We start from the raw sequence: 25,398 nt of genomic DNA, 5'->3' as shown, positions 1-25,398 counted from the left end.
GTGGCGGAGAGGGAGGGATTCGAACCCCCGATGGAGTTGCCCCCATGCCGCATTTCGAGTGCGGTGCTTTCAACCACTCAGCCACCTCTCCGCGAGGTATGGGGCCAGGGGCGCGGCGCGCCCGGCTGCCATGTGGAAGCGGCGCGGAATGTAGACCGAGCCCTTGCGCCCGCACAAGGGCTTGATCGGCCTTGAGGACCTCCTTTTTGCGCCGCACCCCGGGCTGGCCGCTTCCAGCCCAAGCAAGCCCCCAAGCAATCCGTCGAGCAAGATCGCCGATCCTGCTAGACTGCGCCCCATGAGCGAGACACGCGCCCACGCAAAAACCGGCAAGTTCGGCCGCCGCAGGATCATCGACCGGCTGAAGGCGCGCGTCGTCGCGGCCTGGGCGGTTCATGCCTTTACGGCCTCAGGCGCCGTCATGGGCCTTCTGGCGATCTCGGCCCTGATCGCCGGCGATCTCCGGATGGTCCTGCTCTGGCTCGGAGCGGCCCTTGTCATCGACGGTTTCGACGGGCCGATGGCGCGCAAGGTCCGCGTCACCGAGTTCGCCCCCCGTTTCGACGGTGTGATCCTCGACCACATCATCGATTACCTCAATTACACGGTCATTCCGGCGCTGGTCGTCTACCGCTTCGGTCTCGTGCCGACGGGCTTTGCGATCCCGGCCGCCGCCTACATCATGACGACCTCTCTTTATTGCTTCGGCAACAAGGACATGAAGACTTCCGACAATTATTTCTCGGGCTTTCCGGCGGTCTGGAACCTCGTGATCCTTTATTTTTACCTGACCTCCAGCGGCCACTGGACCAATCTCGCGGTCATCGTCGCGCTGGGGGCGCTGACCTTCGTACCGCTGAAATTCATCCATCCGTTCCGGGTGACCGCGTGGCGTTCCCTGACGCTGGTCGTGACGGGCGCCTGGGGCGTCCTGACGGTCGTTCTGGTGCTGGGGAGCGGGCCGAACCTTCGTCCCGCCGAGGCGAGCCCCTGGGCCTATTGGGCGTTCCTGGCGGCCTCCCTCTATTTCCTGGGGCTCTGCCTCTGGCGCTCTTTCAGGCCGCCCCTGGCCGACTGATCGGCCGGGGAAGCCGCAAGGCCCGGAAGTGGCGGGATTTCAAGGCTTTCGCGCCTTGACAGGCCCTCTTCCCCCTGTATATTGCGCGCCAATCCGGCCCGTACCGTGGTTTCCGCGGTGCGCATGGCCTTATTTCGTTACATGGTGGTTTCCAAATGTTCGCAGTCATCCGGACCGGCGGCAAGCAATACAAGGTCGCGAAAGACGAGCTGCTCGAAGTCGAGCGCGTCGACGCGAAGGCCGGCGACAAGATCGAGCTTCCGGTTCTGATGATCGGCGGCGAAGGCGCGACGAAGATCGGTGCGCCCCTCGTCGAAGGTGCGAGCGTGAAGGCCGAGATCGTCGAAATGACGCGCGGCCCCAAGCTGACGGTCTTCAAGAAGAAGCGTCGCCAGAATTATCGCCGCAAGAACGGCCATCGCCAGGATCTGATGCTGGTGAAGATCGTCGAGATCGCAGGCTGAAGCGGACGAAGGAGTAGAGACTATGGCTCATAAGAAAGCAGGCGGCTCATCCCGCAACGGTCGCGACAGCGCCGGACGCCGTCTCGGCGTCAAGAAGTTCGGTGGCGAAGCCGTCATCTCCGGCAACATCATCATCCGCCAGCGCGGCACGAAGGTGCATCCGGGCGCCAATGTCGGCATGGGCACGGACCACACGATCTTCGCGACGACCGAAGGCGTCGTGTCGTTCCGCGCCCGCAAAAACGGCCGCACCTACGTATCGGTGATGCCGGCCGGCGCAGCGGCGCAGGCGGCTGCCAAGGCGGCGGATTGACGAACGCGAGGCCCCGCCACCTCGCAAGGTGGCGACCATCGGAATCGAGAGGGAGATGGACCGCCATCTCCCTTTTTTAATGCCTCTCGGGGTCATGGAGTCCCCGATGAAGGATGTACTCAAGACGGACCGGCTGGTCCTGCGGCATTTCACTCACGACGACGCACCGCGCGTGCAGGCGCTCGTCGGCAACTGGAAAGTGGCGCGCATGCTGGCCCGCGTCCCCTACCCCTACAGAGACGGCATGGCCGACGCGTGGATCGCGACCCATGACGCGCGCCGCGCCTCGGGTGAAGGCTATGCCTATGCGATCGCCGCGGATGGCGAGCTGGTCGGCACGATCGGCCTCGACCGGGATGGTGACGCCTACGAGCTTGGCTACTGGATCGGCGAACCGCACTGGAGCAAGGGCATCGCGACCGAGGCGGGCCGCGCACTTGCCGCCCATGCGTTCGACCGCATGCCGGTGCCGAAGCTGACGGCGGGCCATCTGGCCGAGAACCACGCCTCCGGCCGCGTTCTGACGAAGCTCGGCTTCCGCTATATTGCGGAAGCCGAGATCTGGTCCGAGGCCCGGCGGGAAAAACTGCGCGGGTTGAAGATGGAATTGTCGCGATCCCGGGCGGGCGCGAAACTGCTTCCTGCAAGCGAGATGGCACGATGAAATTTCTCGACGAGGCGAAGGTCTATGTCCGCGCGGGCGACGGCGGCGCCGGCGCGGTCAGCTTTCGCCGTGAGAAATTCATCGAATTCGGCGGACCCGACGGCGGCGATGGCGGCAAGGGCGGCGACGTCGTCATCGAATGCGTCGAGGGCCTCAACACGCTGATCGACTATCGCTACCAGCAGCACTTCAAGGCCAAGACCGGCATGCACGGCATGGGGCGCAACCGCCACGGCTATAACGGCGCCGACGCGGTGCTGAAAGTGCCGGTCGGTACGCAGGTCTTCGACGAGGACGGCGAGACCATGCTCGCCGACATGACGGAAGCCGGCCAGCGCGTCGTCCTCCTGAAGGGCGGCAATGGCGGCTTCGGCAATGCCTATTTCAAGAGTTCGACCAACCGCGCGCCGCGGCGCGCCAATCCCGGCCAGGTGGGCGAGGAAATGTGGGTCTGGCTCCGGTTGAAGCTGATCGCCGATGCAGGCCTCGTCGGCTTGCCCAACGCAGGCAAGAGTACGTTTCTCGCCAAGGTGAGCGCGGCGAAACCGAAAATCGCCGACTATCCCTTCACCACGCTGACGCCGGGCCTCGGCGTGGTCAGGATCGACGGGCGCACCTTCGTGCTCGCCGACATACCGGGCCTCATCGAAGGTGCGAGCGAAGGCGCCGGCCTCGGCGACCGCTTCCTCGGCCATGTCGAGCGCTGCCGCGTTCTCATCCATCTGGTCGACGGCACGCAGGACGACGTCGTGGAGGCCTATCACGTCATTCGCGGCGAACTCGAAGCCTATGGCGCCGGCCTCGACGAGAAGCCTGAAATTCTCTGCCTCAACAAATGCGACGCGCTCTCGCCCGACGAGCGCGAGGAAAAACGCAAGGCGCTCGTCAAGGCAAGCCGCCGCAAGAAAGTGCATGTGATTTCGGGGGTGTCGGGCGAAGGTGTCGACGCGGTGCTGCATCTCGTCGCGGACGAGGTCGCCGCCGCCAATGCCGAGGAAAAGGCGGCAGAGGCGCCGGACGAGGAAGAAGGATGGCGCCCATGACGAAGCAGGCCATGAAATGATCGCGCGTCTCAGCAATGCTCAGCGCATCGTCGTCAAGATCGGCTCGGCGCTTCTGACCGACAAGGAGACGGGCAAGCTCAATCGCGCATGGCTTCAGGCTTTCGTCGAGGACGTCGCGACGATGCGCGCGCGCGGGCAGGACATGCTGATCGTCTCGTCGGGCGCGATCGCGCTCGGTCGCCGCGCGCTCGGACTTCCTTCGGGCAAGCTGAAGCTCGAGGAAAGTCAGGCCGCCGCCGCCGTCGGCCAGATCGGCCTTGCCCATGCCTTTCAGGAAATCCTCAGCGCCTATGGCCGCAACTGCGCGCAGATCCTGCTGACGCTCGACGACACCGAGGAGCGCCGCCGTTACCTCAACGCCCGCTCGACGTTGAACACGCTGCTCCGCTTCGGCGCCGTGCCCGTCATCAACGAGAACGACACGGTGGCGACGAGCGAAATCCGCTACGGCGACAATGACCGCCTCGCCGCCCGCGTCGCCAGCATGATCTCGGCCGATTGCCTGGTGCTGCTATCGGATGTCGACGGGCTCTACACCGCGCCGCCGTCCGAACCCGGCGCGACGCATATTCCCGAAATCGCCGACATCACGCCCGAAATCATGGGCATGGCGGGCGACGCGGCGAGCGAGATGAGCCGTGGCGGCATGAAGACGAAAGTGGCGGCCGCCCGCATCGCGACCGATGGGGGCTGCAACATGGCAATCGCCAACGGCCGGACCCTGCATCCGCTGCGCGCGCTGGAGGAAGGCGCCCGCTGCACATGGTTCACCGCGCGCACGACGCCGGTCGCCTCACGCAAGCGCTGGATTTCGGGCAGCCTGAAGACCATGGGCACGATCACCGTCGATGCAGGCGCCGTCAACGCGCTCCGACAGGGGCGAAGCCTGCTGCCCGCCGGCATCACCGCCGTCGAAGGCCGTTTCGAGCGCGGCGATGCGGTAAGTGTCGCCGACGAACAGGGCGTCGAGATTGCGCGCGGTCTCTCGGCCTATTCGAGCGAGGACGCCCGGCTCATCAAGGGCCATAACAGCGGCGAGATCGAGGAATTGCTCGGCTTTGCCGGACGCGCGGAAATGATCCACCGCGACGACCTCGTCATGACGAAGGCCTGAGGGTCAGCCCGCGCCTAAAAAGTGCCGGGCCGCAGCTTGAAGATATCGGGCGATTTCGGATCGGCGACATAGGCAAGCCGTAGCATGACGAGCTTCTTCGCCGGTGCATCGGCCTTCCCCGCGTCCGCCTTCGCCTTGATTTCGGCGGCGCGGAAGAGGAGCTGCACAGAGCGGCCCTTCGCATCGGCCCCCTCGAAAGCGACGAGACCGCCATTCGACAACTTGCGGGGCCTCTCGCGCACCGGAAGCGCCAGCGAAGCAAAATAGCTCTGCAGCAACATCGAAATGCGTCCCATGTCCGCCGCCGTCGCCGCAGGCGTCACCGGCGTTCCCCAAAGAACATTGACCTGGATGAGGCGCTTCGACTGATAGCCGAGGACATAGCCGATCTCCGCCTCGCCCGAACCCGGAAAGAGATCGTTCACCCGCACGGCGAGGACCCGCGTCTTCTCCTTCGCATTGTCGAGGACGCGCACATCCGCGCCGCGCTTGCCGAAGTCGCCGGCGATGGCGGAGAGCACTTCGGCCTCGTCGGCGCCGAAATGCGCGGACCTGAAACCTTCGATCGCATTGGACGGCGCCGCCGCGGTCCCCGGCACCCTCGCGTCGATCCAGCCCATGAGAAACGCAAGACCGACAGCGATACCGAGCGCAAGCACAACCAGCGCACTGCGCTTCAACCAGAGGATGTCTCCCGGGGCGAGCCGCATGCGCGCCGCCCTGCTGTCCATGCTTGTCATATTCTCGTTTCTCCGGTTACGGGTGTTCGCATCGAGACATCGAGCGCGGTCTGAACGGCATCGAGCACGCTCGTCCAGTCGCCTCTGCCCGGCTGGCGGAAAAGTCTCATGGAGCGGTAAAGTGGCGTCGTCTCGCCGGCAAGGCCCCACCGCCAGTCGGGAACACGGGACAGCAGCGTCCAGACCGGCGTCCCGAGAGCGCCCGCAAGATGCGCGATCGACGTATCGACGCTGATGACGAGGTCGAGCGCGGAAATTGCTGCCGCCGTCTCGCTCATCGTGGCGACGGACTCCGAGAGATCGATCGCTCGGTCCTTCAGTGCCTCGAACTGCGCCGCAGCGGGTCCGATCTGAAGGCTGAAGAAAGTGCAACCCGGCGCGTCGACAAGCCGGCGCAGATCTTCCGCGCGTATCGACCGTGCATGGTCGTTCTGGTGAGCGCGATTACCGGCCCAGACGAGACCGATCTTGCGACCGGCAAAAGGCGCCAGCCTTTCGCGCCATGCCGCCGCGCGTTCCGCATTCGCGGCAAGATAGGGTTCGCCGGTTTCCTCGGCCCTGATGATGAACGGCAGGCTCATCATCGCGGCGTGATAATCCGCGGCGACTGCCTCGGACTGGTGCACCAGAACCTCGACTTCGGGAAAATTCTCTTCGACGAGCCGCCGCAGATTGCGCTGGACGAGAAGCGTGACACCTGCCGGCTTGGTCCCGAGCCGCCGCAGATAGCGCAGCGCATGCAGCGTGTCGCCCAACCCCTGTTCGGCGTGGAGAAGAAGGCGTTTGCCCTCGAGCGGCTCTCCGCGCCACACGGCACCGGGGAGACCTCTGGGCCGGGCGCGCGGCAAGGCAAGCCGCCACTCGTATTCGCGGCGCGCTTCCGCAGTCTTGCCGGTGAGAAATTTGACCGTGGCGAGAACGAGATGTGCATGCGCATCGCGCGGATTGACCTCGATCGCCTGAAGAAGCCTTCCCTCCGCCTCGACGAATTTTTGCTCTTCGCGAAAACAGAGCGCGTCGTTGACCATGGCCTCGCCATAGCCGGGCATCAAGGCGATGGCGCGGGCATAGGCGGCATGGCCTTCCTCGTCGCGGCCGAGCCGGACGAGCGCGTTGCCGAGATTGTTCCAGCCCGGCGCAAAGCGCGGGTCGATGTCGAGAGCCCGTCGATAGGCATGCTCGGCCTCCGCATAGGCCCGCCGCTCATATTCGAGAATGCCGAGATTGTTCCACGCCTGCGCGTTACGCGGATCCAGTGCTACGGCGCGCCGCCCGGCGGCAAGCCCGCGTTCGATGAACCCGCGTCGGCGGAGCATCTCGGCGAGATTGCCGTGAAAGGCCGCCGTTCGCGGAGAGAGCGCGATGGCACGCTCGACATAGGCTATTGCCTTGTCGAGCTTGCGCTGTCTGAACGCGATCACACCAAGCAGGTGAAAAGCGTCCGGGTTACGATTGCGGGCCCGCGCCACCTGCATGGCGAGCTCCTCCGCCTCGTGCAGCGCACCGCTCTCCAGGTGCTGCCGCGCGAGGCGGAGGACGTCGACGATCGGCATCAACCGCTGGACGGTCGCGCGCCCCGGCGCCGTCGTCTCCGCCGTCACGCTCTTCATAGACCCGCCCCTTCGCTCGTGACCTCAGAACTTCAGACGCAGACGGACGGACGCCGTGCTGTCGCTGTAGTCGCTGCTGTACTGGCCGTTGTACTGGACCGAACCGTCGATCTCTTCGGTGAGCTGCACGCCGAGCGAGGCACCGACGATGGCCGAGTCGCGGGCCGCTTCCTGGCCCGTGATCAGGAAGTTGCTCCCCGGCGTACCGGCAAGCGCCGCATTCGTCGTCGGCTGTGTATCGGCATACTCATGCTTCCAGCCGAGTTCGACCGTCGGCACGTAGCGGGTGCCGCCCTCCGTCGTGAAGGCATAGGAGAGGCGCGCACCGAGGACGGATTCGACCGAGTCGCCGCTTCTGGAGTCATAGGTGAGGTTCCAGATGCCAGCGCCCGTTTCCGTCACGCTGTCGGCGTCGGTGTGCGTGTAGTTGATGCCGACGAAGGGTGTGACCTTCGTGTTGGCCGCGACGTCGAAGCCATACCCGGTCTCGATGCTGACGGCGTAGGACGAACCATCATAGTCGCTGTTCGCCGTGTAGTTGCTGCCAAGCACATCGAGGAAGCGGTTCAGGTTGTAGGACTGCTTCGAGTAGCCGGCCAGCATGTCGACATAGGCCGGTCCGAAGCTGTAGTCGCCGTAAGCCGTGAGGCTCCACGAGGTGATGTCGCCATCGCCCGTGCCACGGAAGTCCATATTGGTCTTCTGATACCCGCCGGCGAGGCCGAGCAGGAAGTTGTCGCTGAGCTTGTAGTCGACGCCGGCGACGACGCCGCCCGCATCCGAGGTGAAGCCCGGACGATAGCCGTCGCGCTTGAGCGAGGCCCAGTCACCGAAGGCACGCGCCCAGGCCGACCAGTTTCCGGAAATCGCCGGCCCGCCGACACCCGCAACCGGGGCATCGCTCATGGTCGTCACCTGGTTGTCGGCGACCATGATGCCGAGCGAGTTCATGCCGAGCGAAGCCTGCTGGGTGCCGCGCATACCGCTGAGCTGGGTCTGGATCACGTGCAGGAGGTCGCCGAGCTGACCGTCGGTCGCCGTCTGGAGATCGGCGAGCTGCTGACCGGCAATCTGGTTCATCGCCTTTTCGTATTCATCGGGCGAGAGACCGATCAGACCGACCAGCGCCTGGCCGAGTTCGGAGTCGAGCGAAATATTCTTGAAGACGCCGTCCAGCGCATGACCGAGACGCTGTGCATCGTCGACGAGATTGTTCAGGTCGCCGAAGGACACCTTGGTGACGACGAGATCGACGCCGTCATCGCCGTAAAGGGCTGTGACCTTCTGCAGGATCGAATTGGACGTGACCGTACCGAAGGTGCTGTCGTTGTCGTCCCAATTGATGATGCGGTAGGTCTGCGTCGTCGGGTTCTGGACGTCGAGGAAGACCGCCTTGACCGTGCCGCCGCCGAGATCGGCTGTGGTGGTGTTGATGACCGCATTCGAGCCGTCCGAAGCGAGGTCGTAGGAGAGCGTGCCGGTCGAGGCGAGCGTCAGATCGTTCACATTGACGCTGGCACCCGTCGAAAGCGACAGCGTCGCGTTCGAACCCACATAGAGACGGTTGGTGTTATTGATCGAGCCCGTCAGGCGCAGGGAGACGGCATCGGTCCAATCGCTGTTCAGATTGACGGCGTCGAGACCATCGATCGTATCGGCATAGGTGAAGGCGTTGTCTTCACCCGCGAAGATGTCGAGCACGTCGTCGCCGTCTTCGCCGTAGGTGCCGGAGATGTCGCCCTGGATCGTGCCGCCGCTCCATTCGATATGATCGGAGTTGAGATTGGCGAGCAGGATCTTGCCGACGATACGCCCGTCGAGTTGCTCGATCGTGAGTCCCTGACCTGCATCCGTGGCGTCGATCGCGATGGCCCCGCTCGGCGCGTAGGTAAACAGGTTCACACCGGTGGAATGGGTGTAGGCGAGAATGTCACCCGTGTTTTCGATGACATTGAGCGAGCCGCCGGACAGGCGAATGGCCGTCGCGCTGGTTTCATCGCCCGTGGCGTCCGCCTCGATGGTTCCGGAATTGAAGAGCGAACCGGAATAGCTGGTGGAACCGCTGATATCGATGCCAACCGCGGACGCATAGTCGTCGCCTTCGGCCGTGGCCGAAATTATTCCGTCATTGGTGATATTGCCGTCGAGATAGACGTCGCTGAGGCGCAACGCGGTTGCATAGGCGCTGCCACCGTAACCGACCTCGCCGTTTTCGGTGGTCGTGGCCGTCGCCTGCGCGGAAATGACGCCGTCCTCGGTGTTCGTGATCTCGTCGACATAGGTGCCGCAGAGAATGTCGAGACCGATGGCCTCGGCGCTCGCATCGGCGTAGCCGTCGGTGGAGAGGGTCGGGTTGAGGAAATCGCTGGTCGCCGACGTGCTGATGGACGCTTGCGCGACAGCCAGGGACGAAATCGTTCCCGAGTTGTAGACCTCGACGCCGTCTTCGCTATCGCCGCGGAGCGACACGGCGGTCGCACCCGCCCCTGCGTGGGCTTGCGCACCCGCATGAGCTTCTTTTCCGACGGCGCTGGCATCCGCATTGGAGACGGTGTAGGCGCCGGCGAAAATCGTTCCGCTATTCTGCAGATCGCCTTCGAAATCGGCACCCGTCGCATAGGCCTCGGCATAGTCCTCGGCATAAGCGTCAGAAACACCACTTGCGGATGTCGTCGTGGCGCGCGCCGTTTGGTCGCCCATCGACAGAGCGCCCGCGATGATCAGGCCATCGTTCACGAGACCGCCGCTATAGGAACTCGAGCTGACGAAGCCCGACGCGCTGGCGTATTCCTCGTAATCCACATAGGCATCGGCGCTGCTCCGGCCATCCGCGTCGGCGTCGTTGCTCGCGACGGAGCCGGCAAGGCCGATAATGACGCCATCCTCGCCGTTATAAACGGTGCTGCCGTAATACTGCGAGATGGCGAGACCCGTGCCGTAGGCGTCGACCGAAGGCGTGTATACGTACCCGATACGGGCGGTCGCCTCCTTTGCATCGGCATGCGCGGTGCTGTCGGTATAAGCACCGGCGGCACCGACGATCACGCCGTCATTGTAGACGTCGCCATCGATCGACGAGTTGATGATGTTGAAGCCCACGGCGTCCGCCTCGGCACTGTTTCCGGCCACGGCCAAGGCACTTTCGTCGCCTTCGGCTTCCGCCGTGCCGCCGCTGATCGCAAGGGCGCCGGCCAGGACCATGCCGTCATTCCAGACGTCGTCATTCATGTAGACGTCGTCCAGCGTCACGCCGGCTGCGGAGGCCTGCGCAAAATTGGGATAGACATCATCCTGGGAGAAGTCGAAGCCGTCCTCGGTGTTCGGAACGCCGGAGATCGCCATGGCGATGCCGTCGTCCGAATAGGCGTCGGCGTCGGCGGAGAGATTGGTGTAGGCGACGGCCGCCACGGTCCCGGTATTCTCAAAAGCGGCGTAATAGCCGTATCCCTCTTCGGAGTCGGCATAGGCGCTGACATCCTGGAGGCGGATGCCATAGGCTTCCGTTCCAAGCTGCCCGCCGGCCAGAGCCGCGGACATGGTCTCGTCGCCGTCATCTACGTCCGATTGCGCCGACAGATTCGCCTCGGCGCTTGCCTGTGCATAGACGGAGCCGTCATTGAGAACGCTGCCGAGCAGGCTGACGTCGTTGAGTTCGATACCCGTGGCCTGAACGGGCGCGCCATCTTCGGAATAGTCGTAGTAGCCGATATTGCCGACATAGGAACCGGCGGCCGCACTGCCGTCGTCGGCATTGGCGCTGATCGTCTGATTGATCGTGGAACTGGCCCGGGCCGCGACACTGGCGTCGTTGACGAAATATCCGCGCGGATAGAACCCTGCATCCGTGACGTCATAGGAGCCGACATCGACATTCTCGACGTCGATGCCATAGGCCTGCGCATAAGTCTGCGACAGGCCCCAGCTCAACCCCTCGCCGGTTCCATAGGCCGTGGCCGTGGCCGTCGAATCGACGTTCGAGATCGCATCGACCGAGATGGCGCCGAAATTGAGGATATTGCCGCCGATATCGCCTTCTTCGGAACCGACGTAAAGACCCGTCGCCTCCGACGAGACCGAGACGTCCTCGCCATACTCTCCGAAGAAGTTGCCGGCAAGCGCCGCCGCGTCGCCTTCGCCGAGATCGGCGGTCGCCGTCGCGGTCTGCTCCGCCTTGGCAACCGCCCTGACGTTGATCTCGCCGTCGTTATAAACGCTGTCCTGGATTTCATCTTCCACGACGGAGACGCCGTAGGCCTCTGCGCGAACAGTGTTGCCCGCATAGGCTTCGAGATCGTCGAGGCCCGTCGCGGTCGCTGTCGACTCGCCGACTGACACTGCCTTGGCAGTGACGGTGCCTTCGTTGATGAAGCTGCCGGCCAGAGTGCGCCCGCTCAGATAGGAGCCATATGCCTCGGCATAAATCTGGTCGCTATCCGCGCCTGCTGTCAGGCTTTCGTCGCTCGAAACCGTCGCGGTCTGCTTGCCCTTGGCGATCGCAACCGCCTCGAGCTCACCCGTGTTCTCGAAATCGCCGGCGATCGACCCGATCTCGATATCGAGGGCCGCGGCGCTCGAGTAGGCATTTCCTGTTGCATAGGCGTCGGAATACTCGCCGCCGACCGTCGTCGCTGTCGTTTCGGATTTGGCGATCGATACCGCGCTCACGATGTCGGCGGAATTGTCGAAGCCGCCGCCGAGCGAGTCGACGTCGAAGGAAATGCCTTCGGCATAGGAGGAGACGCTGTCGGCATAGGCGCTGGAATAAGCCTCGCCATTGCTGTTGGCCGTGGCCGACAGATCGACCGAGGCCTTGCTCTTCACATTGATGTCGCCGGAATTCTCGAAGTTACCGGAGACGAGCAGCGCATCGGTATAGATGCCGTAGGACGTAGCTTGCGTATAGTCGTTTTCAGCATAGGCTTCGGCATAGTCGTAGCCGGTGGCCAGAGCCGTGGATTCGGTTTTTGCGGTTGCGTCCGCACTGATGTCGTTCTCGTTGGTGATGTCGCCATCGACATGCAGCACATCGACGAGAAGACCCGTCGCGCTGGCGCTGGCGATGCTTCCCTCATAATCGTCGCAATAATAGTTGTCGTACTCGCCATTCCAGCCGGCAGCCGCCCAGGCGTCGTCATCCTCCGAATAGGCCGTCGCGTTGCTCTGCGTCTTGGCCGTCGACGAGGCGGTGATTTCCGCGTCGTTATAGACGTCGCCGACATAGGCGGACGTGCCGCTCAGCCTGACGCCATAGCTGGTGGAATAGGCCTCGTCATAAGCATAGGCGTCGGCGTCGTCGTAATAGGTCGATGTGGCGCTGGCGCTCGAGTCGCTTTCCGCCGTCGCCGTCGCGTCGATCGTGCCGTAGAGGTCCACATAGCTGGCAATGACCGGACCGTCATGCCCCGAAATGATGGGATTGTCGTTCTGGACGTCGATACCGGCGGCATAGGCGGTCGAATAACCCTGCGCATAGGCGTCGGCGCCGTCCTCCGAATTGTCCGTCGCCGACTGGTCGACCTCCGACGTCGCCTCAGCGGCGATCGAACCGCCATTGTAGATGGAGCCGTTATTCACGGTTCCATGGAGCTGAATGCCAGTCGCGGAGGCAGCCGCATCATAGGTCGCACTGTCGCTGCCGCTGCCGCCTTGCTCATCGGTCGCCGTCGCGATGATCTGGCCGTAGTCTTCGCCGTCGTCCGAGTACTGGTTCGCGATGCCATTGATGTAGGAGTTGTACACCCTGATGCCGATGGCATCGCCGTCTTCGCCGTTCTCGACGTCGATCACGCCGGTGGGGGAATTGGTGACATGGCCGTAGACGGTCGTTCCGTCGATGTCGATGCCCGGCTCGCCGTAGTTATTCTCGATGGTGCCGCTGTTGTTGACGTAGGACACGGTCGTGGTGATCAGCAGCTGATCGATCGTCGTCCCGAACGGGTTGTCATAGCTGGTGTCGGCGCGCGCCACCCCAGGAGCTGCAAGCAGCGCGACCATGGATGTGGTGGTCAGCAGGCTGCGAAGTTTCAGACTACGGCTCATGGTCGGTTCCCCCAGGGGTTCGGCGCGGCTTTAGCCGCGCGCTCAGAGTGTCGTTTCGGCCTCTAGGGCCACTGCAATCTTGGGTTGAGGTCCTGTCCGTCCAAGACGCCGACGCAAATCCGCAAGAACCGCCAAAAACAGCGATTCTTCCGACGCGAGACAGACGTGACCAGGAAAAGGCTACGAAGCCCTCTTCCCCCCATAGTTGCGTGACCTAAATTCATAGATATAGACCTTTAGGTCAAGTGCGGCATTCCGGCCGAATGGTCCACCATGGTGAGTTGGGTGGCCGCGGCGCCACAAAGGCCGTGATCGCCGCCGCCCATTGCGTTAAGTTGCGCCGCACATCACATCTGGTTGAGTTCGGACATCTGAGGACGGGTAACGTCGTGAGCATCGCGGATATCAGCGCGGATCGAAGAGGGGTTGCCGCCGTCATGGCGGAGATGGGCCGGCGTGCACGCGCCGCCGCCGAAAAGCTCGCCGCCGCGCCGACCAAGCAGAAGGACGCCGCTCTCCTCGCGGCCGCCATGGTCATTCGTGCCAATGTCGACGACATCCTGGAGGCGAATGCGAAGGATCTCGCCACCGCGAGGGAGAAGGGCCTGAGCGCCGCCTTGCTCGACCGCCTTGAACTCGACGAAAAGCGCATCGAATCCATGGCGAAAGGCCTGGAGGAGATTGCCGCCCTACCCGATCCCGTCGGATCGAAGATCGCCGAATGGGACCGTCCCAACGGCCTTCACATCGAGCGCGTCCGCGTGCCGCTCGGCGTCATCGGCATCATCTATGAGAGCCGTCCGAACGTGACGGCCGACGCCGGCGCGCTCTGCCTGAAGTCGGGCAACGCCGCGATCCTGCGCGGCGGCTCGGAAGCGAGCCATTCGAACCGTATCATCCATGCCTCGCTGATCGAGGGCATTCTCGCCGCAAACCTGCCCGAGGACGCGATCCAGCTTGTGCCCACCACCGACCGCGCCGCCGTCGGCGAAATGCTGACCGGTCTCGACGGCCATATCGATGTCATCGTGCCGCGCGGCGGCAAGAGCCTCGTGGCCCGTGTGCAGGCCGACGCCCGCGTGCCGGTCTTCGCTCATCTCGAGGGCCTCTGCCACGTCTATGTCGACCGCGACGCCGATCTCGACATGGCGCGCAGGATCGTGATGAACGCGAAGCTGCGCCGCACCGGTGTCTGCGGCTCGGCCGAAACGCTGCTTGTCGACGAAGCCTGCGCTGCGACGCATCTCGGTGTGCTGGTGAAGGATCTTCTGGACGCAGGCTGCGAAGTCCGCGGCGATGAGGCGACGCGCGCCGTCGACGCGCGCGTCAAGCCCGCCAGCGAGGCCGACTGGAGCACGGAATATCTGGATGCGATCATTTCGGTCCGCGTGGTGAAAGGCGTCGACGAAGCGATGCGCCACATCGCCCATTACGGCTCGCACCACACCGAGGCGATCGTCACCGCCAATCAGAAGACTGCCGAGCGCTTTCTCGCGACGGTGGACAGCGCGATCGTACTGCACAACGCATCGACGCAATTTGCGGATGGCGGCGAGTTCGGCATGGGCGCCGAGATCGGCATTGCGACGGGCAAGTTCCATGCGCGCGGCCCCGTCGGCGTCGAGCAACTTACCAGCTTCAAATATGTTGTGCGCGGCACCGGTCAGATCAGGCCTTGATGCGTATCCCGAAGCGCGGTCATGAAGCGCAGCCATGAAACGCGATGAAGCGCTGGCTCCGGGGTTGAGGATCGGCCTGCTCGGCGGTTCGTTCAATCCGGCGCATGAAGGCCACCTCCATCTGACGCGCATGTGCATGAAAGCGCTGGCGCTCGACCGCGTCTGGTGGCTCGTCTCGCCGCAGAATCCATTGAAGAGCGAGGCTGGCATGGCGCCGCTCGCCGCGCGCATGAAGGCGGCGCAGGAGCTGGTCGCCAAAGCCGGCGAGCGTCGCATCGCCGTTACCGATATCGAAACACGACTCGGTACGCGCTTCACCATAGACACGGTGCGGGCCCTGAAAACGCAGTATCCCGGCATCCGTTTCGTCTGGCTGATGGGCGCCGACAATCTGCTGCAGCTTCCGCGCTGGGCGAAATGGAACGAGCTCACACGGGAAATCGCGCTCGCCGTCTATCCCCGCGCGCCCTTCACGCTGCGGGCCCGGCTTTCGCCGGCCGCCGCCATGCTGAAAGCCGTTACGCTGGAGCCGAGCGATGCGTCTCTTCTTCCGCTCGTCCATCCGCCGGCGCTCGTTTTTCTAGGTGGCCACGAACATCCCGCCTCGGCAACGGCGATACGAGCCGGGCAGGTATCGCTCGGGAGTCACAAAGAATTGAAACCCAACAGATAGATTGAAGTCGGATCGCGACCCACTTATCTTCGAGTGAGCCGAAGCCGCTTCGGCGGTCGGCTTCTATCCGCGTACAGGACAAGAAGGAGCCAGTACCTGAGCAGTCAAACGAAGGACCCGAAGGTCCGGGCCAAGCCCGCAAGGGCGTTGAAGGCCCCGACGCGTGAAAAGGCCGCGACGACGAAGGTCGCGACCGCCAAAACCCCGGCTGTCAAAACTAAAGCTGCCAAACCCAAAGCGCCGGCAAAAGCCAAACCGGCGAAGCCGGAAGAAGCATCCGTCAAAAAAACCGCACCGAAAAAAGCCGCCTTGAAAAAAGCGACGCCGAAGAAGCCGGTCGCCGCGGAAATCAGCAAAACCGCTGCCATGCTCGCTCTGGTTTTGAAGAGCCTCGACGAGGACAAGGCGGAAGATGTCGTCTCCATCAACCTCGCCGGAAAAACGCCGATCGCCGATTACATGGTGGTCGCAAGCGGACGGTCGCAGCGCCATGTCAGCGCCGTGGCCGATCATCTCGTTCGGCGGCTGAAGGAGACCGGATTCGGCGCCGCGCATGTCGAAGGCATGCGGCAGGGCGATTGGGTGCTGATCGACAGCGGCGACGTGGTCATCCATGTCTTCCGTCCCGAGGTGCGCGAATTCTACAGGCTGGAGAAGATGTGGCTGGCCGATATTCCGGCCGACCAGATCGCCGTCTAAAGAACGGGCGTCTCTCCGTCCGGCAAATGGCGGGCCCATTGCCCGGAGGCATGTTGTGCGCCCGATGAAAGGCTCTTGATGCGCATCGAGATCTGCGCGGTCGGCAGACTTCGCGCCGGTCCGGAGAAAATTCTTCTCGACGACTATACCTCCCGCGCCGAAACCGCCGGCCGCAGTATCGGCATAACCGCGCTTCACATGAAGGAGGTCGAAGAAAAGCGTCGTCTCGAACCCGCCGTCTTGAGGGAGAGCGAGGCTGGCCTGTTGCGCGCGGCAATCACACGCGGCGCCCTCCTCATCGCGCTCGACGAACGCGGAAAGATGGACACGAGCGAAGCATTCGCGAGCAGGCTCGGCCGCTGGCGCGATGACGGCCAGCCCGCTGTCGCTTTCGTGATCGGCGGCGCAAACGGGCTCGCGCCGGCCTTGCGCGACGAGGCCGCGCATCTTCTCGCCTTTGGACCGATGACCTGGCCGCACATGCTGGTGCGGGTGATGCTGGCTGAGCAAATCTATCGCGCCGTGACGATATTGTCGGGCCATCCCTACCATCGCGCCTGACACCGGGCGGTCTTCGAAAGCCGCTCCTGTTGCAATGGCGTCGCGCTCCGCTGGGAAAGCTGTCGATCCATTCACCGTGAACCATCGTGGTCATGGACAGGATTCATGGCTTGGAATAGCCTCTGCCGAATTGCGCGTGTGACCCGCGGGCATTTGGGCCAGGGCTGATTTATTCAAAGAAGTATGAGCGGTATTGTCGGCGTCAAACCCCTTGTCCTGGTTCTACTGGACGGCTGGGGCATTCGCGCGGAGCGCGAGGGAAATGCGCTCGCGATGGCGCGTACGCCGATCTACGACCGTCTCGCGAGCACCTTTCCCCAAACCTTGCTCGCCGCCTCCGGCGACGCCGTCGGTCTCGCCGCCGGAAAGCCGGGCAATGCGAAAGCAGGCTTTCTAACGCTCGGCGCAGGTCGCCCTGTCGAACAGTCTCTGCTGCGCATCAACCGCGCCATCCAGCAGGACGATGCGCAGGGGATCAGCTCCAATCCGGTTCTCCTCAAACTCGTCCAGCGCGCGCGTTCCCGCGGCGGTGCGGTGCATTTGATCGGCATGCTCTCGCCAGGCGGCATCGCCGGCCATCAGCATCATCTCGCCGTGCTCGCGGCCCTGCTCAGCCATGAAGGGGTCGAAGTCTGGGTTCACGCGGTGATGGACGGTCAGGATTCGAACCCGCAGGGCGGCGTCGAATACCTCGCCGAATTTCTCGACGACATCGCGGGCGCGGACCATGCCGCACTCGGCAGTCTCATGGGGCGCGCCTACGCTTTCGACGAACCGGCCGACAGCGATCTCCTGAAGACAGCCTTGAAGGCGATCGCGACCGCCGAGGCGCCACGCACGGAGTATCCCTCGGCCCATCTCGGTCAGGCCTACGATAAGGGGATCAACGACGACCGGATCTCGCCCGTCGTCACGCAGCGATACAGGGGCATGCGTCAGGACGACGCCGTGCTGCTCGTCAATCTGCAGCCGGACCTCGGCCGCATTCTGCTCGAAGCCCTGCTCGATGGTCCTGCCGCGGCGCTGCTCTCGGGCGTCTGCTCGCTCTGCGAACTCGACGGCAAGGCAAGGCAACACGTGGAGCCGCTTTTCACGCAAACGCCCGTTGAGCCGACGTTGAGCGAGACGATCTCGCGTGCAGGACTGTCGCAGCTCCTGCTGACGGAAACGATTGCCGAGACGAATCTCTCGCTCTTCCTGCGCGGCGGTTTCAGCAAGATCTACGATGGGGAAACGATCGGCGTCGCCGAGACGCCCCCCTTTGCCAAGATCGAGAAGCGGCCCGATCTCGCCGCCGCCGATCTCGCCGCCGAGGCGATCGAGGCAATGCGCAAGGCGGAGCGCGATCTCCTCGTCCTGCACATGCCCAATGTCGCGATTCTCGGCCGCACCGGCAATATGCGCGCGACAGTGGAAGCCGCGGAGGCGGTCGACAAGTATCTCGGCAAGATCGCGGCCCAGGTCGAAAAGCGCGGCGCCACGATGATCGTGACGAGCGCATTCGGCAAAGGCGAGACGATGCAGAATCTCGAAACGGGCGCCCCTTGGCGCGGACCGACGACGTCGCGAACACCTTTCATTTTCGTCGATCCGGTGGCTCGGGGACATGGCCTCGCGCTTCGCTCCGGTACGCTGTCCGATGTTGCGCCGACCGTGCTTGAATTGCTCGGCCTCGATGTGCCGACCGAGATGACCGGACGCTCCCTTCTGGCGGGCGCGGAACAGGCGAGCCGTGTCCCGGCCTGAACGCATTGCTCCTTTCGCGCTCGCGGCATTGCTGACGCTGTCGGCGTCGCCTCCGTTCCGAGCGGCGCGCGCCGAAACCGCCGACCCCTCCAAGCTCGAAAGCCTGAAGCAGGAACTCGACAATAGCGTCGAGCGCAAGAAGGCGCTCCAGGCCCAGTCGGAAAGCACCCGCAAGGAAGTCGAGGAAATCCGCAGCCGCCTGATCGAGACGGCGGCGAATGTGCAGGCGCGCGAAAAGGACGTGTCCGCTTCCGAAGAACGTCTTGCGGCCCTGAAGACCGCCGAGGCCGAATTGCTTGCGCGTCTCGAACACCGCCGCGACGAAATGGCGAACCTTCTTGCGGCCCTCACCCGTCTCGATCGTCATCCGCCGCCGGCACTGGCCGTACATCCCGACGACGCGCTGGGCGCCATCCGCAGCGCCATTCTGCTCGGCTCGGCCGTACCCGAATTGCGGGCGGAAGCCATGGCCCTGAAGGAGAAGCTCGACGAGCTGACGCGTCTCCGCCAGAGCATCATGGCCGAACGCACGACTCTGGCCGACGCCAAGGCATCGCTGGAGCGCGACAAGGCACGCCTTGAAACCCTCCTCGACCGTAAGGTCGCCCGCCAGCAGAAGCTCGCCGAGGCGGCCGAAAGCGAGCAGGCGAGAGCCCAGCGCCTGTCGCGCGAGGCAACCGATCTCAACGACCTGATTGGCAGGCTCGAAGCGACCGCCGCCGCGCGCATTCCCCAGCCCCGCCCGGATCCCGCGACGCTCCGGGCAGCGGTGCCCGAGCCTGCGGCGCCCGCCTCCCAGGTGGCAAATGCCACCTCCGACGAGGCGACCCGTCCGGAACGGCAGGCCGCCCTGACGCCGCCCCGGGAGGGGCCAGCCTTGCCTTCATCGCGCCTTTTTTCCGAGGCAAAAGGGCTCATCCAGCTGCCGGCCGCGGGCCCCGTGATGCGGGAATTCGGGGCACCCAACGGCCTTGGCGGACGGATGCAGGGGCTTCAGATCGCCACTCGGCCCGAAGCCCAGGTTATTGCCCCCTTTGACGGCAGGATCGTCTTCGCCGGCCCCTTCCGTCGCTACGGGCAACTCTTGATAATATCGGTCGGCGAGGGCTACCATGTCTTGTTGGCAGGCATGAACAGAATCAACGGGATGGCGGGCCAGAGCGTTCTTGCCGGTGAGCCGGTCGGCACCATGGGCCCGACGCCCTCTCCAGACAGTTTGGCCGAAGACAGCGGGACGACCGGACGGGACGGCGGCCCGGGCACAGGCGTGAAGACCGGTTTAAGACCGATGCTTTACATTGAATTCCGCAAAGACGGCGATCCGATCGACCCCCGCCCCTGGCTGATGATGAGTGACAAGAAGGCTCGTGGATAAATGAACAAGTCTGTGATCGGCGGTTTCGCGGTTGGCACGATCGTCTCGGCGCTAACCGTTTTCATGCTGCAGCCGGGCAATCTCGATACCACCGCCCATGCGGCGGACAGCGACACCTATCGTCAGCTCAATCTCTTCGGAGACGTCTTCGAGCGCGTGCGCGCCGACTATGTCGAGCCGACGGACGACGCCAAGCTCGTCGAATCCGCCATCAACGGCATGCTGACTTCGCTCGATCCGCATTCCAGCTACATGAACCCGAAGAACTTCCGCGACATGCAGGTGCAGACGCGCGGCGAATTCGGCGGCCTCGGCATCGAGGTCACGATGGAGAATGGCGTCGTCAAGGTCGTCACGCCCATCGACGAAACGCCGGCGAGCCGCGCGGGCATGCGCCCCAACGACTACATCACCCATATCGACGGCAAGCCGATCCTCGGCATGACGCTGAGCGACGCAGTCGACAAGATGCGCGGGCCGGTCAACACGAGCGTCACGCTGACCGTCGTTCGCAAGGGCGTCGATGAACCCTTCGACGTCAAGCTGACGCGCGACATCATCACCATCAAGTCGGTGAAGTATCACCGTGAAGGCGACGTCGCCTACATCCGCATCACCACCTTCAACGAGCAGACGGGCGAGCTTCTCGACGATGCGATCCATACGCTGCAGAAGCAGATCGGCGCCTCGAAGGTAAAGGGTTACATCCTCGACCTCCGCAACAATCCGGGCGGTCTTCTCGAGCAGGCGATCGCCGTCAGCAGCGATTTCGTCAACGAAGGCGAGATCGTCTCGACCCGTGGCCGCCACCCCGAGGACACGCAGCGCTACAATGCGCGTGGCGGCGACCTCACCGGCGGCAAGCCTCTCATCGTCATGGTCAACGGCGGCTCGGCCTCGGCTTCGGAAATCGTCGCCGGCGCCTTGCAGGATCACCGCCGCGCGGCGGTGCTCGGCACACGCTCCTTCGGCAAGGGCTCCGTCCAGACCATCATTCCACTCGGCTCCGACGGCGCGCTGCGCCTGACGACGGCGCGTTATTACACGCCGTCCGGCCACTCGATCCAGGCCAAGGGCATCGAACCCGATATCATGGTCGAGCAAGCCGCTGATCCGAAACAGAAGAAGCGCATGCTGATCACCGGCGAGGCGGAGCTTCCGGGACATCTCGCCGCCGAGGAAGGCGCCAAGGAAGTTGCCGGTTCCGATTCCTATGTCCCGGCGGACAAGAAGGACGACAAGCAGCTGCTCTACGCGATCGATCTGATGAACGGTATTCGCAAGGACGCGGCTTTCAAGAGCGCGTCGGCCGCGATGGCCAACTGAGCGGATCGGCTGACCGGGGCGCAGGGCACGAGAGCGGGGACGGGATGGCTGAACCACGGCTTGGACATGCCCACCATCCGGAATGCCTCCGGCGGCGGGAGGCATGACATGTCGCGCCGGCCTATCTCCGCTGCGTCCGGCTCTGCCATGAGCGCCGAAGACGACGAAGCACGCCGGCCGGGCCTCCTTGGCATCGCGACGCTGATCGTCGCGCTCGTCTATGGCGGCACGCTCGGCTGGCTTTTTCTTTCCGACAACCGCTTGGCTGGCGAACCGGTCGTTCGCCTGGCGCTGGCGCCCGCGCCGCCCCCTCCGCCCAGTGCCGACAAGCTGTTGCGGACGGCGCCTGCGGAGGAACCGGCGCCGGCGGCGGAAAACCCGGCAGCCGACAACCCAAGCGCGGAGGAGCAGGCGCTCCTCGACGCCGCCAAGCGCGTCGAGCAAGGCGATGAAGGGACCTCCGCCGACGACGTGAAGATTGTCGGCGCCGAACCTGCCCCGAATGCCGGAATGCCGGAAAAATCCGTCGACACGGTCGGGCCGCTGAAAACCGTTCCCGACCCGGCGCTGATTGCCGCAGGCGCTCAGGGGCCGCTCCCCGTCGTCGCCAGGGACGGCCGCCAGGCCTGGAAGGTCTATGCTCGCCCGCTACCGAAAAATCTGCCCACCGGTCCGCGCGTCGCCCTCGTGGTGAGCGGCATGGGAATCAGCGAGAGTGCGACCGCGCATGCGATCGAAACCCTGCCGCCGGAGGTGACGCTGTCCTTCGCGCCTTATGGCGCCGGGTTGCAGGCTTGGATCGACAAGGCGCGCACCGCCGGTCACGAGGTGCTGCTCGAGTTACCGATGGAGCCTTTCGGCTATCCGCAGAACGACCCCGGCCCCTATACGCTGCTCACCAACCTCCAGCCGGCTGAAAATATTTCACGCCTCGAATGGCAGATGAGCCGTTTTACCGGCTATGCCGGCGTCATGAATTATCAGGGCGCGCGCTTCACCAGCTCGGCGACGGCATTGTCGCCGGTGCTCGCCGCCCTCAAGGCCCGCGGGCTCATGTATGTCGATAACGGCACCTCGCAGCGCAGCCTGGTGCCGAAGCTCGGCGGCGACATCGGCCTGCCCCTGGCCGTTGGTACACGCATGATCGATCCGGTGCAGAACCCCGACGTCATCAAGCAGTCTCTGTCGATGCTCGAGGACGGAGCGAAGCAGGCCGGCCTTGCGGTCGGCGTCGCATCTTCCTTTCCCGTCACCGTCGACGAAGTGACACGCTGGGCGTCTACATTGAAAGCCAAAGGCGTTGTGCTGGTGCCGGTGACGGCAACGGTCGGCGGCCCCGGATAGCGAGAGCGAGTACGAAATGGTGAAGCGCGAACTCCGCAAGACGGTCGACGCCGAAAGCCTGCCCTATCGGCCTTGCGTCGGCATCATGCTTATCAGCCGGGACGGCCTCGTCTGGACCGGCAACCGCATTCAGGAGGTCGATACGGGGTCTCCGCTGACATGGCAGATGCCGCAAGGCGGGATTGACGTAGGCGAGGACCCGCGTGCTGCCGCCTTTCGCGAGCTGAAGGAAGAGACCGGCATCGACAATGCCGAGATCATCGGCGAAACGGCGAACTGGCTCACCTACGATCTACCGCCGCATCTCGTCGGCCATGCGTTGAAGGGCAAGTATCGCGGCCAGAAGCAGAAATGGTATGCGATGCGCTATCTCGGCCGCGACGAGGATTTCGATCTCACCGCCGACAAGCATCAGGAGTTCAGCGAGTGGGCCTGGGTGCCACTCAATGAACTTCTCGAGCTGATCGTCCCCTTCAAGCGCGGCGTCTATGAGCAGATTGTCCGCGAACTCGGTCCCCTGGCCAAGCCCGTCTGACGTTCTCTAGCTCGCGGCTCTCCATTCGCCGACGATGGACGATATTCTTTCCGCCAGAGGAAGCACCTTCTGCCGGAAGGCATAGTCGGCATAGTCCCAGCGCGGCGTCTGCTTGAGTGCGAGAACCTGTTCGAGCTTCCTGTCCGTCGAGCCGAGCAACGTCGTCAGCCGGTCGAGCCCGACTTGATCGGCGGGACTCACCTTGCCGCGAATACCCGCAAGCGTCGCCGCGGCGTCGCGCAAGGCGAGACGAGCCGACTGGAGGTCGGGCGACATGGCCTTTTCGCCGGATGGCAGGTAGATCGCAAACCCATCCCTCAGGAGCCGCATGTGACCGCGCAACCGCGCCAGCGTGTCGACGCTTTCTTTGGTGCCGACCCAGTTCGACGCCATGATGGATTGCAGCGTCCGGTCGCAGAGCGTGATCGCTTCGGCAAACGCCGGATCGACATCCTCTTCGTAGAGGCGAAGGCCCGGAAAGCGGTTCGGCGTTCCGACGAGCTCGGCGAGCACTCGCTCCTGTGCGACAAGAGCGCGGGACGTCCTGCGCAGTTCGGCCAGCTGGAAGAGCTTGGCGCCGTCCGTCCAGTCGCGGGAGTCCGCGACGATCGCGCCTTCCGTCATCTCGAGCTGTGTGAGACTGCGTTGCCATTCCGATCTGAAGCCCTCTCCACCCGTCAGGACGAAACCTCGAAGTGCCACGAGGCTCGCTTCGTTGGCAGCGGCAAATTCAGCCATCATGGCGTCTTCGCTCTTCGCGGCGGCAGACTTCGGCGCCGCGGAGTTCATATCAGCGACAGTCATGGCGGCGAGCGGTAAAAGCCGTGAGGCGAGCACGGATGTGGCGGATGCGTCCAGCGGAGCTCCGTTGAGAAAGACAGTGGCGCTTCCGACCAGCCAGATCGCGCATAAAAGCGCCACGCTGGCCTTGATCAGGATACCACGCCCTGAAAAGCACCTGAGAAAGCTCCAGGACAACCCTGCGGCCAATCCGCCGAGATATCTTCCGACGACCCCCGAAGTCGCCCCTCTGCGCAGCGCACCGCGGCGGCGCGGCCTCGGCGCGATCACCCGCCGCCAGCGCGCCGCCCGTGGGCGTCGATGGACAATGGGTGTTTCCTCGCTCCTTGGCGGCATTCCATAACGGTCGCGCCAATATTGCTCGTTCATGGATTGGGTACGCATGCTGCAACCCGAAATGTTTCTTGCGACCCCGTGAGTAAACGATCACCTCCACCGATCGTGCCTGCGCATCAGTCGTATTTCGTCCCGATACGTCATTAAACGTGCCGATAATCCGGGAGAGTCTGGCAACACAAGCACACAAGACCTCCTGCAACGAAATGATCATACAAGCACTATTCCCATACGGAGTAGTTTTTCCCGGGGCCAAACATGGGCCTTCATGTGAGCGTATATGAAAGGCAATTTGAGCGCGCCGGCCCGTCGGCCCCGGATCGGGGTCCGGGCGCGAAAAGCCGCGCGAAAATTCGGGTGGCCTGCGCGGGTTTCGTCAAGCTACAAGCAGGTTCCCGATCATGACCGGCGCCCGCGCACTTCTGACGCTGGGGCTCGCTTCGGTCGCGCTGCTGGCCTCGGGTCTCGGCTTGACCGATTTCCGATTGTCCGGACAGGCCGATTCGGCCACGGAGCCGGCAGAAGATCTCAATCTCGGCGATTGCCTGCGCAAGACCGATCGCTCGCAATGGCCGCCCGCCTATGCGGCTATCTGCGACGATCTCCTGGCGGCCATCTCTGGCGCCCCCGAGGGTGCCAAAGGCAAAGCCTCGACGCCACGGCGGCCGACACCCAAAACCACCGCGTCGAAAGAACCCGCTCCGAAAGACGTCGCCCGCAAGAACGTCGCCATGGCGCCTCCTGCCTTGGCGAGCGTCGAGCGCACAGCCGCCTTACTGCCGGTACCGCGGCCGATCGAGCCATCGCCTTGCAGGATCGACGCAACAGGCAGGGTGACCGTCGGTATGGATGGGCGGACGCATGTCAGTTCCACCCGGCTCCTTTCACCTCCGTCGGTCGGTCGCGCGCCGGCGGGTGTTGCTCTCGCCGTGCCCGCCGCCTGTCTCCTTGAGAGCCCCGCCGCCGGCAAGGTCGTCTTCGCCGGCGCGTTCAAGGGCTATAACGGCGTCGTCATCGTCGAACTGCCGCAGGGCCGCCGCCTCGTCGTCGCCGGGCTCGGCTCATTGCAGGTCCAGCGTGGTACAAGGATCGCCCGCGGAGACATCCTTGGCGCGAGCTCGGACGGGCAGGCGCCCGCGCTTGAGGTGGCCTTCGGCGGCGGCAAGACGTCAGTCGTCTATTTCGATATGAGAAACCGGAGCGGCAAACCCGAAGCCATCCCCTGGTTTGCCGCCGC

At 64.1% G+C, this 25,398-nt stretch carries 21 protein-coding genes and 1 tRNA gene; 16 read left to right on the top strand and 6 right to left on the bottom strand.

Features of this window, described 5'->3' with window-relative positions:
- Position 1: 1 nt before the first annotated feature.
- A tRNA-Ser gene (locus VMR03_RS09300) sits at positions 2-91 on the bottom strand.
- Between the two features lie 207 nt (positions 92-298).
- Here VMR03_RS09300 and VMR03_RS09295 point away from each other — a divergent pair.
- The 6 genes from VMR03_RS09295 (at position 299) to proB (ending at position 4,697) form a co-directional block, all read left to right on the top strand.
- Complete coding sequence (locus VMR03_RS09295; protein WP_325404473.1) at positions 299-1,078, top strand: phosphatidylcholine/phosphatidylserine synthase; 780 nt, start codon at positions 299-301, stop codon at positions 1,076-1,078.
- Positions 1,079-1,233: 155 nt separating this feature from the next.
- Complete coding sequence (gene rplU / locus VMR03_RS09290; protein ID WP_325404471.1) at positions 1,234-1,542, top strand: 50S ribosomal protein L21; 309 nt, start codon at positions 1,234-1,236, stop codon at positions 1,540-1,542.
- 22 nt (positions 1,543-1,564) lie between these two features.
- Positions 1,565-1,855 (top strand): 50S ribosomal protein L27, encoded by a 291-nt coding sequence (rpmA, locus tag VMR03_RS09285; RefSeq protein ID WP_325404469.1) that lies wholly within the window; start codon positions 1,565-1,567, stop codon positions 1,853-1,855.
- A gap of 106 nt (positions 1,856-1,961) precedes the next feature.
- Positions 1,962-2,519, top strand: coding sequence for a GNAT family N-acetyltransferase (locus VMR03_RS09280; protein ID WP_325404467.1), 558 nt, complete (start codon positions 1,962-1,964; stop codon positions 2,517-2,519).
- Entirely contained in the window at positions 2,516-3,562 is a 1,047-nt protein-coding gene (gene obgE / locus VMR03_RS09275) for a GTPase ObgE (RefSeq protein ID WP_325404465.1), read from the top strand. Before VMR03_RS09280 ends, obgE begins: the two co-directional genes overlap by 4 nt.
- 16 nt (positions 3,563-3,578) lie before the next feature.
- On the top strand, positions 3,579-4,697 hold the full coding sequence (gene proB / locus VMR03_RS09270) for a glutamate 5-kinase (RefSeq protein WP_325404463.1): 1,119 nt from the start codon (positions 3,579-3,581) through the stop codon (positions 4,695-4,697).
- A gap of 14 nt (positions 4,698-4,711) precedes the next feature.
- On the opposite strand, the gene VMR03_RS09265 is transcribed toward proB, so the two are convergent.
- Genes VMR03_RS09265 through VMR03_RS09255 form a run of 3 tightly spaced genes read right to left on the bottom strand, consistent with a single transcriptional unit; the run spans position 4,712 to position 13,086 of the window.
- A complete protein-coding gene (locus tag VMR03_RS09265) occupies positions 4,712-5,437 on the bottom strand; it encodes a hypothetical protein (RefSeq protein ID WP_325404461.1) in 726 nt (241 codons plus the stop codon).
- Positions 5,434-7,047 carry a tetratricopeptide repeat-containing glycosyltransferase family protein gene (locus VMR03_RS09260; protein WP_325404460.1) on the bottom strand — a complete coding sequence of 538 codons (1,614 nt, stop codon included), beginning with the start codon at positions 7,045-7,047 and terminating at the stop codon, positions 5,434-5,436. Before VMR03_RS09260 ends, VMR03_RS09265 begins: the two co-directional genes overlap by 4 nt.
- 24 nt (positions 7,048-7,071) lie before the next feature.
- Positions 7,072-13,086, bottom strand: coding sequence for an autotransporter domain-containing protein (locus tag VMR03_RS09255; RefSeq protein ID WP_325404458.1), 6,015 nt, complete (start codon positions 13,084-13,086; stop codon positions 7,072-7,074).
- A 437-nt stretch (positions 13,087-13,523) separates the two neighbouring features.
- Between VMR03_RS09255 and VMR03_RS09250 the strand changes: the two genes are divergently transcribed.
- Positions 13,524-14,765 (top strand): glutamate-5-semialdehyde dehydrogenase, encoded by a 1,242-nt coding sequence (locus tag VMR03_RS09250; RefSeq protein WP_414693167.1) that lies wholly within the window; start codon positions 13,524-13,526, stop codon positions 14,763-14,765.
- Between the two features lie 34 nt (positions 14,766-14,799).
- Positions 14,800-15,438, top strand: coding sequence for a nicotinate-nucleotide adenylyltransferase (locus VMR03_RS09245; protein WP_325404454.1), 639 nt, complete (start codon positions 14,800-14,802; stop codon positions 15,436-15,438).
- A 104-nt stretch (positions 15,439-15,542) separates the two neighbouring features.
- On the opposite strand, the gene VMR03_RS09240 is transcribed toward VMR03_RS09245, so the two are convergent.
- Positions 15,543-15,806 carry a hypothetical protein gene (locus VMR03_RS09240; protein WP_325404479.1) on the bottom strand — a complete coding sequence of 88 codons (264 nt, stop codon included), beginning with the start codon at positions 15,804-15,806 and terminating at the stop codon, positions 15,543-15,545.
- Between VMR03_RS09240 and rsfS the strand changes: the two genes are divergently transcribed.
- From rsfS to VMR03_RS09205, 7 genes are all read left to right on the top strand, one after another.
- Positions 15,748-16,137, top strand: coding sequence for a ribosome silencing factor (gene rsfS, locus VMR03_RS09235; RefSeq protein ID WP_414693166.1), 390 nt, complete (start codon positions 15,748-15,750; stop codon positions 16,135-16,137). The genes VMR03_RS09240 and rsfS overlap by 59 nt on opposite strands.
- A gap of 78 nt (positions 16,138-16,215) precedes the next feature.
- Positions 16,216-16,698: a 23S rRNA (pseudouridine(1915)-N(3))-methyltransferase RlmH gene (gene rlmH, locus VMR03_RS09230; protein WP_325404452.1), complete on the top strand. Its 483-nt coding sequence runs from the start codon at positions 16,216-16,218 to the stop codon at positions 16,696-16,698.
- Positions 16,699-16,881: 183 nt separating this feature from the next.
- The gene (gene gpmI / locus VMR03_RS09225) at positions 16,882-18,444 is read left to right on the top strand and encodes a 2,3-bisphosphoglycerate-independent phosphoglycerate mutase (protein ID WP_325404450.1); all 1,563 of its coding nucleotides are present in this window, start codon (positions 16,882-16,884) and stop codon (positions 18,442-18,444) included.
- On the top strand, positions 18,431-19,819 hold the full coding sequence (locus VMR03_RS09220; RefSeq protein WP_325404448.1) for a murein hydrolase activator EnvC family protein: 1,389 nt from the start codon (positions 18,431-18,433) through the stop codon (positions 19,817-19,819). Before gpmI ends, VMR03_RS09220 begins: the two co-directional genes overlap by 14 nt.
- The gene (locus VMR03_RS09215) at positions 19,820-21,145 is read left to right on the top strand and encodes a S41 family peptidase (RefSeq protein ID WP_414693165.1); all 1,326 of its coding nucleotides are present in this window, start codon (positions 19,820-19,822) and stop codon (positions 21,143-21,145) included. It begins immediately after the preceding gene.
- Between the two features lie 108 nt (positions 21,146-21,253).
- Complete coding sequence (locus VMR03_RS09210) at positions 21,254-22,489, top strand: divergent polysaccharide deacetylase family protein (RefSeq protein WP_325404446.1); 1,236 nt, start codon at positions 21,254-21,256, stop codon at positions 22,487-22,489.
- 16 nt (positions 22,490-22,505) lie between these two features.
- The gene (locus VMR03_RS09205; RefSeq protein WP_325404444.1) at positions 22,506-23,024 is read left to right on the top strand and encodes an RNA pyrophosphohydrolase; all 519 of its coding nucleotides are present in this window, start codon (positions 22,506-22,508) and stop codon (positions 23,022-23,024) included.
- Between the two features lie 6 nt (positions 23,025-23,030).
- Here the strand turns inward: VMR03_RS09205 and VMR03_RS09200 are convergent, their stop codons facing one another.
- A complete protein-coding gene (locus VMR03_RS09200; protein WP_325404442.1) occupies positions 23,031-23,765 on the bottom strand; it encodes a hypothetical protein in 735 nt (244 codons plus the stop codon).
- A 797-nt stretch (positions 23,766-24,562) separates the two neighbouring features.
- Here VMR03_RS09200 and VMR03_RS09195 point away from each other — a divergent pair.
- Positions 24,563-25,398 (top strand): M23 family metallopeptidase (locus tag VMR03_RS09195; protein ID WP_325404440.1); only part of this gene is annotated, 836 nt, incomplete at its 3' end.

The sequence above is a fragment of the Parvibaculum sp. genome, from assembly GCF_035511255.1.
GTDB lineage: Bacteria > Pseudomonadota > Alphaproteobacteria > Parvibaculales > Parvibaculaceae > Parvibaculum.
Note: the sequence above shows the minus strand (reverse complement) of the source record. Positions and strands in the feature narration are given on the sequence as shown.